The 13981-nt window shown below is 69.3% G+C and carries 12 protein-coding genes; 5 read left to right on the top strand and 7 right to left on the bottom strand.

The features are described 5' to 3' along the window. The coding region (locus HLK59_RS41995) for a patatin-like phospholipase family protein (protein ID WP_171146927.1) at positions 1 to 767 on the bottom strand (767 nt) is incomplete at its 3' end. Positions 768 to 873: 106 nt separating this feature from the next. Here HLK59_RS41995 and HLK59_RS41990 point away from each other — a divergent pair. From HLK59_RS41990 to HLK59_RS41980, 3 genes are all read left to right on the top strand, one after another. Continuing rightward, positions 874 to 1527 (top strand): TetR/AcrR family transcriptional regulator, encoded by a 654-nt coding sequence (locus tag HLK59_RS41990; protein WP_171146926.1) that lies wholly within the window; start codon positions 874 to 876, stop codon positions 1525 to 1527. A gap of 150 nt (positions 1528 to 1677) precedes the next feature. Beyond that, entirely contained in the window at positions 1678 to 2796 is a 1119-nt protein-coding gene (locus HLK59_RS41985) for a substrate-binding domain-containing protein (RefSeq protein ID WP_171146925.1), read from the top strand. Positions 2797 to 2886: 90 nt separating this feature from the next. Beyond that, a complete protein-coding gene (locus HLK59_RS41980; protein ID WP_171146924.1) occupies positions 2887 to 3474 on the top strand; it encodes a Uma2 family endonuclease in 588 nt (195 codons plus the stop codon). Between the two features lie 4 nt (positions 3475 to 3478). On the opposite strand, the gene fxsT is transcribed toward HLK59_RS41980, so the two are convergent. The 6 genes from fxsT to HLK59_RS41950 all read right to left on the bottom strand — a co-directional run bounded on the left by fxsT (position 3479) and on the right by HLK59_RS41950 (position 10832). Beyond that, positions 3479 to 7066: an FxSxx-COOH system tetratricopeptide repeat protein gene (fxsT, locus tag HLK59_RS41975; RefSeq protein WP_171146923.1), complete on the bottom strand. Its 3588-nt coding sequence runs from the start codon at positions 7064 to 7066 to the stop codon at positions 3479 to 3481. Next, on the bottom strand, positions 7066 to 7653 hold the full coding sequence (locus tag HLK59_RS41970) for a toll/interleukin-1 receptor domain-containing protein (RefSeq protein WP_171146922.1): 588 nt from the start codon (positions 7651 to 7653) through the stop codon (positions 7066 to 7068). The genes fxsT and HLK59_RS41970 overlap by 1 nt, the downstream gene beginning before the upstream one ends. Positions 7654 to 7659: 6 nt before the next feature. Next, a complete protein-coding gene (locus HLK59_RS41965) occupies positions 7660 to 7836 on the bottom strand; it encodes a DUF397 domain-containing protein (RefSeq protein WP_171146921.1) in 177 nt (58 codons plus the stop codon). After that, complete coding sequence (locus HLK59_RS41960) at positions 7833 to 8675, bottom strand: helix-turn-helix transcriptional regulator (protein WP_240982951.1); 843 nt, start codon at positions 8673 to 8675, stop codon at positions 7833 to 7835. Before HLK59_RS41960 ends, HLK59_RS41965 begins: the two co-directional genes overlap by 4 nt. Before the next feature lie 125 nt (positions 8676 to 8800). Further along, the gene (locus HLK59_RS41955; protein WP_171146920.1) at positions 8801 to 9127 is read right to left on the bottom strand and encodes an antibiotic biosynthesis monooxygenase; all 327 of its coding nucleotides are present in this window, start codon (positions 9125 to 9127) and stop codon (positions 8801 to 8803) included. Between the two features lie 91 nt (positions 9128 to 9218). Continuing rightward, positions 9219 to 10832 (bottom strand): alpha/beta hydrolase, encoded by a 1614-nt coding sequence (locus tag HLK59_RS41950; RefSeq protein ID WP_171146929.1) that lies wholly within the window; start codon positions 10830 to 10832, stop codon positions 9219 to 9221. A 289-nt stretch (positions 10833 to 11121) separates the two neighbouring features. Here HLK59_RS41950 and HLK59_RS41945 point away from each other — a divergent pair, with 289 nt between their 5' ends. Together HLK59_RS41945 and HLK59_RS41940 are read left to right on the top strand one after the other, a co-directional pair. Next, on the top strand, positions 11122 to 12693 hold the full coding sequence (locus HLK59_RS41945; RefSeq protein ID WP_171146919.1) for a carbohydrate-binding protein: 1572 nt from the start codon (positions 11122 to 11124) through the stop codon (positions 12691 to 12693). Between the two features lie 72 nt (positions 12694 to 12765). Continuing rightward, entirely contained in the window at positions 12766 to 13389 is a 624-nt protein-coding gene (locus HLK59_RS41940) for a phosphoribosylanthranilate isomerase (RefSeq protein ID WP_346779938.1), read from the top strand. The last annotated feature ends 592 nt before the right edge of the window (positions 13390 to 13981 follow it).

Here is a 13981-nt window from a genome sequence, read left to right as displayed (position 1 = left end):
GCAGATGTGTATAAGGGACCGGAGGTCAGATCACGCCCCATGGCCCGCCGCGAGGCGGCATCCGGAACGAGCAGGCTGACAGCGGCACCCCCGGCCGTGAGCCCGGCGGCCTGCCGCTCCGCGCTGGGATGCGGCCCGACAGCCTTGGCGACCGGCGCGACGGCCAGCACCCGCTCATAGCCACGCGCCAGCTGGAGATTGGCCGTGGACCGACTGCCCCCGTCGATCCAGCGTCGCCCACCGGCGGACACGGGCGGAAAGACCAACGGCACCGCACAACTCGCGGCGACCGCCTCGACGAGCGAGACCTTCGCCTCACGGTCGAACGCCTCCACCACCCCCGTACAGGCATCGACCGCGGCGATCCGCAGAGCCCGCTCCGGCCACTCCTCCACCCCACGCAGCACCTGCCGCACCAACGGCAGCACATCGGCCCCGGGCCCCATGGCCAGCGCGGCCCGCCCCAGCCGCCGTACGGACCGCTCGGGATCCCGGGACCCCAGCGCCGCCCACAGAAAGCGGGCCGTCTGGGCCGCGCTCACGCTCAGGACCAGCCGGTCCGCCCCGCTGAGCTGACGTTCGAACAGCTCACGCGGCGGCTCCCCGTACGCCAGCCGGGTACCGAAGACCGCCCCGGCCGAGGTGCCGATGACGACGTCGGCACGGGCGGGATCGACACCGGCGTCCGCGAGGCCGGCCAGCACCCCCGTCAGCCACGCACCGCCGACCGGCCCTCCACCACCGAGCACCAGTGCCGTCCCGCCCATGCCACGCCACCTCCCCCGTCAGAAGTGGGGAGTGCTCCCCACTTCGTGTTCCGAAGATAGCATCAAGACCGGGGAGTGCTCCCCACTTGAGTACGGAGGGCAGGGCATGGCCGCACTGCGACGCGACGCGCGGCGCAACCGGGAGCTGCTGACGGAAGCGGCGCACGACGTCTTCACCGAGCAGGGCCTCGACGCACCGCTGGACGTGATCGCCCGCCGGGCCGGCGTGGGCAACGCGACCCTCTACCGCCACTTCCCGACCCGCGCGGCCCTCATCGACGCCGTCTTCCGCGACCAGCTCACCGGCACGATGACGGCCGGCGAGGAGGCGAGAGAGGCTCCCGACGCCTGGACGGGCCTGACCGCCTACCTGGACGCCGTGTTCACCACCCTGGCCGCCGACCGCGGCACGAACGACCTCATGACCACCCGCGTCGACGGCGTCGACTCCCTCCAGGCGGTGCACGCCCACAACCGCGAGACGCTCGCACTCCTCCTGCGCCGCGGCCACGAGGAGGGCACCGTCCGCCCCGACGCCACCGTCGAGGACGTCCAGTTCGCACTGGCCGCCCTGGGCCGCGCGGTCCCCGCCCTGACCGCCGCGACGACCCCCGACGCCTGGCGCCGCCCGCTGGCCCTGCTCCTGGCGGGCCTGCGCCCCGACGCGACACCGTTGCCGTCGCTGTTGCCGGGGACCGCCCTGACCTCGGCCCAACTCGGCGACGTACTCCAGGAATTGGGCCCGCACCGCACGACGTGAGGGCCGACCCGCGGGCCGTCCGGCCACTGACTCGTCAAATGTGAAACAAGGCGTGGTGGGTGGGGGAGATTCGGTACGGGTCACCTGTGAGCGGTTTTGGCGCGAGACGCTCGGAGCGCTCTGCCGCTCCACTGCTCGGAAGGCACGTCAGTGAACGTTCGTACCGCCCCCCACAGAACCGCCCTGCTCGCCGTCGCCTCGGCGCTGCTCCTCACCTCCTGCGGTGTCGTCGACGCCGTCAGCGGAAGCGAGAGCTCCGCGAGCCCGAAGAAGGGCGACGACATCACGGTGGGCCTGCTCCTGCCCGACAAGAAGACCAAGCGCTTCGAGAAGTTCGACTACCCCCTCATCAAGGCACGGGTCGCCGACCTCACCCACGGCAAGGGCACGGTCCGTTACGCCAACGCCCTGGCGAGCGCGGACAAGCAGAGCCAGCAGTTCGAGCAGATGATCGCGGCCCGGGTGGACGTCGTCCTGGTGGACGCCGTCGACGCCAAGGCCATCGCGCCGGACGTCCAGAAGGCGAAGGACGCGGGTATCCCCGTCATCGCCTACGACCGTCTCGCCCAGGGCCCGATCGACGCGTACGTCTCCCACGACAACGAACTCGTCGGCGAGGTACAGGGCCGCTCCATCCTCGAAGCGCTCGGCGACAAAGCCGAGTCCAGCAAGATCGTCATGATGAACGGCTCACCCGCCGACCCCAACACGGCCCGCTTCAAGACCGGCGCGCACGGCGTGCTCGACGACCACGTGATCATCGCCAAGTCCTACGACACCGAGGAGTGGAAGCCCGAGATCGCCGAGGCCAACATGAAGAAGGCGATCCAGGCGATCGGGCTCGGCAACATCGCCGCGGTCTACTCGGCGAACGACGGCATGGCGGGCGCCGTCATCGACGCGTTGAAAGCCGCCGGCGCCACCAAGATCCCCCCGGTCACCGGTCAGGACGCCGACCTCGCGGCGGTACAGCGGATCGTCTCCGGCGAGCAGTACATGACCGTCTACAAGTCCTTCCTGGAGGAGGCCGACGGCGCCGCGGAAATGGCCGTCGCCAAGGTCCAGGGCCGCTCCATCGAGTTCGACTCCCTCGCCACGGACTCCGTCGACAGCCCGACGGCACAGGGCATCCCGTCGATGCTGGTGCCGGTCGTCGCGCTGACGAAGTACAACATCAAGGACACGGTGATCCGGGACGGCGTCTACACGGTCAAGGAGATCTGCACGGCGGAGTACGCGGCGGACTGCGCGGAGATCGGGCTGAAGTAGGGGCCGGCGTATCGGTTCAGCGCGCTCGTTCGAGTGAAGGGTGACGGTGTTCCGGTCGGATCAGGCGGGACTGGGTCCCAGGCTCCTGCCATGAACGTCGATCACGAGCCGGAGCCGGAGCCGGATCTGCTGTCGCAGGCGCAGCCGGTCGCGATGCTGGCCCGGTACGAGGAGGTCTCGCCGATGCCGGTGCGGCCGGAGTACTTCGGCGGGGCGGTCCATGTACCGCTGTCGCCCCCGGACTTCTGGCACAGCGAAACGGCGATGGGCCTGCTTCTCCAACTCCGTGCTGCCGGAGTCGCGCACGTCGGCACCGGGAACGGGTACCGGTTCGCCGACCCGGGTGGTGGGACCGTGGCGTTGGTCGGGCCGGACTTCTATGTGCTGCGTCGGAAGCCGACGGTGGTCGACGAGGCGCACTACCAGCGCTGTCCGGGCTGGTACGCCATCGAGTTGGTCGCGATGGTCGGTGAGGTCGCGTCGGGCGACGGCTGGGTGGAGAGCGGGCCCAAGCTCTGTGTCTACGCCGCCGCCGGTGTCCCGGTGTACGTCGTCATCGACCGCCGGTCCAGGACGGCCCACTGTCATGCCGACCCTTCCGAGGCCCCCTACGGCACCCACACCATGGTCGACCTCGGGGAGCCGCTGCCGCTTCCGGCGCCGTTCCTGGGGGACTGACGGGTCAGGGTGATCCGGTGGGCGGTGTGTTCGGCCGATGTACGGCTCGGACGGTGTGGATCCCATCGACGAGATTGTCAACGGTGTGCCGGGTATCCGGGTGGTCCTCTCCGAGTACCCGGCGTTGCCGGTTGAGTGTGTCCTCGGCGAGGTCGCGGGCGTGATCCGTCTCGCCCAGTGCTTCGAGGTAGACGGCGAGATTGCCGGCGGTGCGCAGGGTGTCGGGGTGGTCCTCTCCGAGCACGCGGCGTTGCCGGTCGAGGGTGTCCGTGGCGAGGTCGCGGGCCTCTTCGGCCCGTCCCAGTGCTTCGAGGCAGATGGCGAGATCGCCGGCGGTGCGCAGGGTGTCGGGATGGTCCTGGCCCAGCACCTGCTGGTGCCGGGCCAGGATGTCGGCCTCCAGATCGCGGGCCTGGGAGTACTCGCCCGTTTCGGCGTAGGCACGGGCCAGGTAGGCGGCTGCCCACATGGTCTCCTCGGCGACGGCGCCGAACTGCTGTGTCCAGGCCTGGTGCAGGTCCCGCAGACGCGGCAGCGCGACGCGAGCCCCTCCGTGATCCATCAGGTACCAGCAGGCCTCACAGGCCGCGTACCGGACGAAGGGCGAAGTGAGTGCGTCGGGGGTGATGGCGAGCAGATGCGGCACCAGGTCGGGCCAGCGTGACCAGCTGTCGGGGTCGGCTGCCTGGCCGGGGTAGGCCGATGCCAGCAGGGCATTGGCATCGTGGGCGGCCTGTGTGGCCTCGTCGTTGGGGTGGCCGACCAGGAGGACATCGGCCCCATAGCGGAGGTGGTCGCGCAGGACGGCCTGGGTCAGACGGTGCACCTGGATGCTGCCCCCGGCCACCCTGGCCAGCCCGAGCCGTTCCAGCGCTGTGAGGATCCGGCGGAACGCTCGCGGGTAGGACAGCTCCCGCACCAGTGCAATGCCGGCCGGGTGCTCACTTCTTTCGACCTGTTCCGGGTCGCAGGTGTGCAAGGGGAAGGGCTCCGGTGCCAGCAGGGTGCACGCTCGCAGCAGGGCCGCCGCCGAGGGGTCCTGCTCCTTGAGGCGGTCCATGCTGGAGGTCAGCTGGTCCGTCAGGGACCCCGGATAGTCGAGCGGGGTGCCGTCGCTGAGCGCCGTACCGGCATACCGCTCCAGCTCCTGCAGGAACTGGTCCGGGGTGAAGATGTACAGGGACTCCGCCGCCTGCGTCAGCGCCAGCGGCAGATCGCCCAGCGCCTCGGCCAGCTGATGCGCGTCCAGCTTGCTCAGACTCTGGCTGCCGGAGCGCAGCAGGGCGGTCGACTCGGCACGGGACAGGACATCGACGTCGACCGGTGTGGCGATCTGGTGCCAGTGCGGGTTGCGGGAGGTGATCAGCACATGCCCGTCACCGGTCGGCAGCTGCAAGGCGAGTGCGGCCGGTTCCTGGGCGTTGTCGAAGACGATCAGCCAGCGGGACAGGGTCCGCAACTCCATGCTGAGGTTCTGCACCGCGAGGGGCTCAGGGGTGTCGGGATTGGCACAGCCGATGGCCATCGCCAGCGACGCCAGTTGGGCGGGGACCGACTGGGAGTGCTCCGCGTCCACCCACCACACCTGGTCGTACTCGCCGCTGAACCGATGGGCGTACTCGATGGCCAGGTGAGTCTTTCCCACGCCGATCTGCCCGCTCAGGGACAGCACCGTTCGCGCATCTGTCAGCCGCGTGCGCATCTCCCCCAGCAGGTCCTCCCGGCCCGTGAAGTTGGCGTTGCGCGGGGGAGCGTTCCACACCCGCGGCAGACTCCCGGGCAGCCGCGGCTCTGTCTCCCCGGACCTGCGCGACCGGGTGCCCCCCGGGAACGCGGGCGTGCTACTGGGCCTGAGCGGACCGGCCACCGTCTGCAACAGCCTGGCCCGCGCCTCCTCCTCGCCCGCCTCGAACAGATCGGCGACCGCCGGCGTGCGCAGAGCCGACGGCGGGTTGACGGCGTCGATGCGTACCGGGACGAGCCGCTCCCGTGCCGCCAGATCCGTGATCCACGCCTCTGTGATGGACCAGTCCGCTTCGAAGTACGCCCGCGAGAACAGGGCCACTGTCCGCCCCTGCTCGCTGCGACCCTGCCCGCCCAGCTCGACCTCGTACCCGGCTTCCGCCAACTGCCAGGCCACCCACTCTGCCCAGGCCCGATCCGCACCCGCGTAGGAGACGAACAGGCGCTTGTCCGGCGGGTGACCTCCGTATCCGGGTGCCGCGCTCGGAGAGCCGTTCCCCTGAATCCTGGCTCTGATCGTCCTCGCCACGTCCGCCAGGCCGTCGTCGGAAAGGCTGAATGCCTGGATCGACTGGACGATGGTCGGCAGATCGCGCACGACGTTCCGGGGGGTGAGGACGGGGAACAGGACACGGTCCGCCTGTTCGTCCAGGGTCTGCCGCAGGAAGTAGTTCAGCTCTCCCTGCTGGAACGATCCCACGGTGTCCCGGCCGAGCAGGATGAAGTGCCGACAGGTATCGATGACGGTCCGCAGATCTTCCGAGCGGCCGCCGGGACGCATGTCTGTCGGTAGCGAGTAGCTGGAGAACCCTTCGGCGGCCAGCAGCCCGGACAGTATCCGCGCGTCCTCGCTCGTGTTCGCCGCGCTGCTGATGAAGAAGTCGTACGGATACCGGCCCCCGCGCCGCCCCGTCCTGATCGCGGCATCGACATAGGAGTCGCGGCTCTCGGTGAAGAGCTGCACATCCTCCAGATTCCGCGCGATCAGCCCGGCGATCGACGCGATGCTGTGGCTGATGAGCTGAGGGTTCCTGAAGTCCTCTGTCAGAACCGGGAGTTCCTCGCCGAAGGACCAGTACGCCGAGTACGGCACAGTGCAGTGATCCAGCACCCGCTCGACCGCCGCCCCCTCCGGGACCCACGCGTTGTAGCTGGACTTGAGCGACGGATGGAGTTTCCCCTTCCACTCCGCCGCCCGCTCGTACTCCTCGCTCATGTCGAACCGGCAGAGCAGGGGGAGGGTGAGGAGCCGGGAGCGGTCGTACGGCAGACCGTTGCGTGCCCTGGCCGCCCGGGTCACCACGTCCAGCACACCGTCGACGTTCTGCTGGTTCGCGGTGAACGCGTACGCGAGGATGTGTGGCAGCTGAGCCGTGCAGATGCCGCCGGAGTCCGAGATCCCGGTCCTGCTGTCCACGAAGACGACGTCGTACGACTCGATCCAGCGCCGCCGCCACTCCTCCAGCACATTGCCGAAGTCCTGCTCCTCGTACAGCGCGTCCCAGTCGATGCCCTGTACGTTCGGGACGTAGTCGCCGCCGGCCCCGCCCGCGGCGATGAGATCGAGCCGCGAGTCGTCCGGGAAGATGACCGGCGTGATGTGTCCCAGCGCGTCCACCGGGTGCCCGTCGCGGGCGCCCAGCACCATCTCCACCAGGCCGGTTTCCGGGCTCTGCATATGGGGGCGGAAGTAGTAGTGAAGGCCGGGAGCCTCCAGATCCCAGTCGATGCACAGGACCTTGTATCCCCACTGGGCAAGCAGCGTCGCGGTGTTGGAGAGCAGAAAGCTGCGGCCCACCCCGCCCTTGTACGAGTAGAACGTCACGACCTTGCCGTCGAGTTTGTTCATCACAGCCTCGGCAGACGGCTCTTGGGGATCTCCACATAGGCGTCCGGACGGTCGATCGGCCAGTCCGCCTGCCAATCCGGTGCACAGGCGAGGAGTTCGGCGACGTCCTCGGCCACGGTCCGCATCTCCTTCTGGAACGCCACGAAATCAGGGGTGTTCCGGAACTGCTCACCGTCGTGCCCGTACTTGCTCAGGTCCATGTAGTGCTGGAGGGCCCGCGCATCGGGGTGGAAGTGCGCGCCGTCCTGGAATCTGATCGGGTAGATCAGCTTCGGGGCCTGACCGTTCGCTTCCTTCAGGACCGCTTGGCGTTTCAGCATGCTCACCCACTCCGCCATGCACCATTTGGAACGGAAGTAGGGCGGCGACCATATCGCCACGAGGCAGCGGCTTTTCAGGAGGGCGTCTTCGAGTTTGTCCGGCCAGTGCGTTCCCACCGGTATCTCGTAATCCACGAAGACCCGGGGGTCGTTGGGTAGCACGTCCCACAGGGCCTTCGTGAGCTCTGTATGGAAATGGTTCTTCACCCAGCCCTCTACGTTTCCCGTGTGGCTGTAACTGATGAAGACGTCGTACTCGTAATCCACCCCGCGCTACCTCTGGGCGATGAAGGCGGCCCAGGCGTCGGGAGCGACGGTGAGCTGCGGACCGGAGGGGTTCTTGGAGTCACGGATGTGCACCGCGGTGTGCTGGGTCGCGACTTCCACGCAGTCGCCGCCTTCACTGCCGCTGTAGCTCGACTTGAACCACTGAAGTGCGGTGCCGCTCATTGCTCTCCTAGCAGACGGTCCAGCAGATCCCTCGTGTCCTCAGGAGTGAGGGCCTGTGACCGCAGCATGGCATATTTCTGGTTCAGGATCGCCACCTCGTCCTGATCTGCGATGAGTTGACTTCCGCGCTGCGTCTCCGCGTAGACAAGTCGCTGGTGTTCGGGGGTTTCCAGGAGGACGAACGGGCCGTCCAGCCCAGCGTGGGCGGTGCGTTCCAGCGGCAGGATCTGGAGCATGAGCCCAGGGAGTTCCGAGCATGCGCGCAGATGCCGCAACTGCTCGACCCGGACAACCTCTCCGCCCAGCGGGGCGTGTACCACCGGCTCCCAGACCACGAAACTGGTGATCGGCCCGTTCCTCCCGTGCAGGATCGCCTGGCGCTCGACGCGGGCCGCCACCAACCGGGCGATCTCCTCCTCGTCGTAGACCGGCACACGACTGCGGAACACCGCCTCCGCGTACGCATCCGTCTGCAACAGACCGGGCAGCACCTGGTTCTGATACGAGGAGATCGCGATCGCCTCCCGCTCCCGCTGCAGAAACTCCTCCGCCCACAGCGGGACCAGATCCACCTCCGGCATGTACTTGAGCGCCTCCGCCAACGCCCCCTTGGTGTCGAGGAGTTCGTCGAACTGGTCGGCGAGGTCCGGCATCAGGCGCCGTCTGCCCTGTTCGATGGAGGCGATGGTCTGTTCGCCCACGCCGGCGAACACCTCGCCCAGCGACTGCTGTGTGTACCCGGCCGCCGTCCGGAACACGGCGAGCAGCGCGCCCACCATCTTCATCGCGGAGGCGTTCCTGCGTGAGCCCCGCGACCGTGGGCCTGTCGTCGTTCCCATGACGTTGAACTCCCCCGCCGCGCCGGTACGTTCACCTGCGCGCACCCGTACAAAGAAGTTGTACGGGTGCGCGCAGGGTTCCATGATGGACACGGAGAGTGACTCGCGTCAGGGGATTGCCCGGATCAGCCCTCCTTGGGCCCGGCGGACTGCACCACCTCGAACGACCACAGCGTCGCCCCGGTCGCCGCGGGCTTCGGCTGCTCCCCGGCCTTGGCGGCACCGCCGCCGTGGGAGGCGCCCATGTTGGACCGCCACTTCTCGAAGTCGTCCTCGGAACGCCAGCGCGTGTACACGAGGTAGGTGTCGGTGCCCTCGACGGGCCGCAGCAGCTCGAACCACTCGAAGCCGTCCGACCCCTCCACCGCACCGGCCCGAGCGGCGAACCGCTTCTCCAGCTCCGCGCGCTGCTCTTCGGGGACCGTGAGTACGTTGATCTTTACGATGCTCATCGCCCCATTGTGCGCCGCCCGCCCGGTGCCGGCCCCGGGGACCCACCGGATCGAGATCGCTGGCGGGCAGCGCACTGGCGCCTCAAAAGAGTCAGCGCAGGGTGCCGATGCGTTCCACCCTGTCGCTCACCCCGTTCCGGAGCTCGCTCGGCGTCCTGTCGGACGGAGCCAGCGAGGGTGTGGACGACGGCGGCTGAGTCTCGTCGGCGCAACTCGCGCCCCGCTTCGGGACCTTGAGGTCGACGAGGTAGGCGGTCACCGCGTCCGTCGCGCACGCGCTGCGCCCGAACGCCGTGTGTCCCTCGGCCTTGAACGTGAGCAGCCGTCCGTTGTCGAGCTCCCGCGACAGCGCCACCGCGTCCCGGTAGGGGGTGTCCGGGTCACCGGTCGTGCCGAGGACGAGGATCGGCGCGGAGCCCTTCGCCTCGAACGGGCCGCCGTAGCGGCTGACCTGCTCGCCGGGCCACTGGACGCAGGCCGTGGCGTGCTGGTGGTCGTAGGTCGGCGGGCCGAAGGCCATGGCGGGCCCGAGGAGCGGGGCCAGCCGGGCGTTGGCCGTGACCTCGTGCTTCAGCCGGGCCCGGCTGTTCGGGTAGTCCTTGTCGACGCACTCGACGACCACGTTCGGGCCGAGGAAGTCGAAGCTGGCCGGGGACGGCGGCCGCAGCAGGAAGGAGGTGTTGTCGCGCGACTGCGCCTTGCGCAGGGCCTCGCCGAGGGCGGGCCAGATGACCTTGCCCGCGTTGATGTTGAACATCAGGCGGTAGACGAGGGTGTAGCCGTTGGCCTTGCCGCCGCTCGCGGTCACCACCGGGTCCGCGTCCAGGTCCGCCTTCAGTTTCGCGAAGGCGGCGCGTGGGTTCCCGTCGCCGAACCCGCAGATGGCCTGGTCCGCGGCGCACCAGTCGAGGAAGCGGCCCATCGCGCCGTCCAGGGCGAGGTACTGGGTCCGGTCGTAGGCGTACGGCTCGTTCGCGTAGCGCTCCGGGTCGTACGCCCCGTCGAGCGCGAGGGCCCTTACCCGCTCCGGGAACAGGGACGCGTACACCGTGCCGATGTAGCTGCCGAACGACCGTCCGTAGTAGGTGAGTTGCTCCTCGCCGAGCGCCTGCCGCAGCAGGTCGATGTCCCGGGCGACGTACTCCGTGCCCACATACGGCAGCAGGGCGCCCGCGTTGTCCTGGCAGGCCTGGTCGAAGGCGGCGGCCTGCTGTACGGCGGGTTCGTAGGCGTCGGGGCCGGGGACGCCCTTGGCCGCGGTGACTGCGGCCGTGTACGTGGGGTCGTCCCAGCACTGGAGCGGTGAACTGCGGCCGACGCCGCGGACGTCGTAGCCGAAGACGTCGAAGGAGTCGCGCAGGCCGGCGGGCAGGTCGGCGTAGTTGTTGCGGACGAAGTCCACGCCGGAGTTGCCGGGGCCGCCGGGCTGGAGGAAGAGGGTGCCCTTGCGTTCGGCCTGGTCGGTGGCCTTCTTGCGGATGACGGCAAGGGTGATGGTGGTGCCGTGCGGGTCGCGGTAGTCGAGCGGTACGGCGGCGTTCGCACACTCGAAGCCGCCCTGGCAGTCCGCCCAGGCGAGGGTCGGTACCGGGGCCGGATCCGGTACGGAGGCCGTCCGGGCGGGTGCCGCCTGGACCGCCCCGGCCCCGGCTATGACGAGCGCTATCGCCGCCGCGCCGATGGTTTTGACAGGTCTTATCACGATGTGTTCCCCCTGTGGCTGATGTGACGTCAAGAACCCATCGGTGAAGAGGAGTTCAGGGCCTCGGTAGTTCCACAGGGGGTGCGCGGATGTCGCGGGGTGCGCCTCCGTGGCGTTCTCGCATGTGAACAGAAATCAGCTACACGACTATTGACGTGCTCAGGCCAGCACTCCTACCTTCCGGGGAGAAAGCGCTTTCCAAGTCCTTCCAAGTCCTTCCGAGCACCGCTTCCGGCACATCCGCTCCACCCCTCTGGCACGACCCGCACCGTCCTGGAGATGGAGATCCACGATGCACCTGAGACCCGTCATCGCCTGCGCCGCCCTCCTGGGAGGCACGCTCGTCGCCCTGTCCGGCCCCACCGCACAGGCCGCCACCACGCGCTACGAGGCCGAGACCGCCCCGGCCGTCTGCACCGGCGCCATCGAGACCGAGTGGACCGGCTACTCCGGCAGCGGCTTCTGCAACGCCACCAACGCCACCAGCGGCTACGCCCAGTTCACCGTGACCGCACCCGCGGCCGGCACGGCGACCGTGGCCGTCCGCTTCGCCAACGGCACCACAACCGCCCGGCCGGCGAACATCATCGTGAACGGCACGACGATCAGCACAGCCTCCTTCGAGGGCACGAGCACCTGGACCGGCTGGACCACCAAGACCCTGACCGTGCCGGTCGTTTCGGGCAGCAACACCATCCGGCTCAGCCCGACCACCGCCAACGGCCTGCCCAACGTCGACTACCTCGACGCCACGACCGCGGACGGCGGCACCACACCCCCCGCGAGCGGCGCCCTCTACGTCTCGCCCAGCGGCACCGCCACCGCGGCCGGCACCATCGACGCCCCGACCACGCTCGCCTCGGCGATCGCCAAGGTGGCCTCGGGCGGCACGATCTACCTGCGCGGAGGGACGTACAGCCACTCCTCGACGGTCACCATCCCCGTGGGCAGCAACGGGACATCCGGCGCCCGCACCACGCTCGCCGCCTACCCGGGCGAGACGCCGGTGCTCAACTTCTCGGCACAGAGCGAGAGTTCGTCCAACCGCGGACTCCAGCTGAACGCCAACTACTGGCACATCAAGGGGCTCGTGGTCGAGCGCGCCGGTGACAACGGGATCTACGTCGGCGGCAGCAACAACGTCATCGAGCGCACGGTGACCCGCTACAACCGCGACACCGGGCTCCAGCTCGGCCGGATCGCCTCCTCCACCCCGAGCGCCGAGTGGCCGGCCAACAACCTGGTCCTCAGCGCCGAGTCGCACGACAACGCCGACTCCGACGGCGAGGACGCGGACGGCTTCGCCGCGAAGCTGACGACCGGCAGCGGCAACGTCTTCCGGTACGCCGTCTCCCACAACAACATCGACGACGGCTGGGACCTCTACACCAAGACCGACACCGGTGCCATCGGCCCGGTGACCATCGAGGACTCCCTCGCCTACGACAACGGCACCCTCAGCGACGGCACCACGGCGGGCAACGGCGACCGCAACGGGTACAAGCTCGGCGGCGACGACATCGCGGTCAACCACGTCGTGAAGCGCAGCATCGCCTTCGAGAACGGCAAGCACGGGTTCACCTACAACAGCAACCCGGGCACGATGACGATCTCGAACAACCTGAGCATCGCCAACACCGAACGCAACTTCAACTTCGACGCCGGGACCTCGGTGTTCCGCGGCAACACCTCCTGCAACAGCGGATCCACCGACCGGTACGTCGGTGACGCCGACAGTTCCAACCAGTTCTGGTCCGGCACCAACGGCTCCCGCTGCTCCTCCTACTCCGGCGCCCTGGCCTGGTCCTTCGCCTCCGACGGCACGCTGGTCGTGACGATCGGCGGCACCAGGGTCACGCTGTAGGGCCGCGTCGCGCGAGTGAGGCCCGGGTCCCCGATCCGGGCCTTCCGCGCGCGATACGGCAGTCTGGGACCCGTGAGCGAGAACTCCAGCGAAACCCTGTTCATCAAGATCTGCGGCCTGAAGACCGAGCGGGACATCGACACGGCCGTCGAGGCCGGCGCCGACGCCATCGGCTTCGTCTTCTCCCAGAGCCCGCGCCGGATCGACGCCGCCACGGCCGCCCGGCTCATCCGCCGGGTGCCCGAGCACGTCCTGACGGTCGGTGTCTTCCGCAAGGAGCCCCTGGACTACGTACGGGCCATGGCCGACGAGTCCGGCATCGGCGCGGTCCAGCTGCACGGCCCCGAGGACCACGCGTACTACGCCGACCTCGCCACCGGCGACTGGACCCTGATCCGTGCCGCCGCCTTCGGCGACTCCGTGCCCCGCGTCGGCGAGTACGGCGAGGACATGCTCCTCCTCGACGCCCCCGTCCCCGGCTCCGGCATCGCCTGGGACTGGTCCAGCAAGCCCCACGCCGCCCCCGGCGAGAAGTGGCTCCTCGCCGGCGGCCTCACCCCCGACAACGTCCGCGAAGCCGTCGAGGCGACCAGCCCCTGGGGCGTCGACGTCTCCAGCGGCGTAGAACACGCCCGCGGCGTAAAGGACCCCGCCCTGATCACCGCCTTCGTCAAGGCGGTCCGCCCACGCGGCTGAGCACGAGGGCCGCGAAGCGCCGAGAACGAAACACACCAGCGGCCGGCGCATCCGCCCAGCCCGTCTCCCCGCCCACCCGCACGATCACCGTCCCGCCGGGCTGAGCACGAGACTCGGGGAGTGCGGAAGGTGGAGGGCGGGAGTGGCCGGCGGTTCCGTCCGGCTCGGTTTCGTGTCCGCCCGCACGGTCACCGTCCTGCGGGGCCGAGCACCCGCGGCGGGATGCCGAGGCGGAAGGCATCGCCGGATCTGCCTCCTCCTTCGCCTTCCCGTCCCCCTCCGTACGCTCACCGTCCCGCTGGGCTGAGCACGCGGGTCGGGAAGTACCGAAGGTGAACGTCTGGAGTGGTCGGCGGTTCCGTCCGGCTCGGCTCTGTGCCGTCTGCACGGTCACCGCCCCGTCGGGGTTGTGCACCCGCGGTGGGGATGCCGAAGGCGGAAGGCATCGGCGGATCCGCCCCGCACGGTCACCCGCCCCGGAACTCCCCGCTGCTGTTCCTCACGGTGAGGTCGGGGTCGGGGCCAGTGGGCCTGTCGCGTGGAGGTGGCGGGACAGGCGGGTGGGGTCCGGGTTGTTGCGGGTGGACAGTTC

The sequence above is a fragment of the Streptomyces sp. S3(2020) genome (assembly GCF_013044505.1).
Lineage (GTDB): Bacteria > Actinomycetota > Actinomycetes > Streptomycetales > Streptomycetaceae > Streptomyces.
The sequence above is the reverse complement of the archived record's forward strand: the minus strand, read 5'-3'. Positions and strand labels throughout refer to the sequence as shown.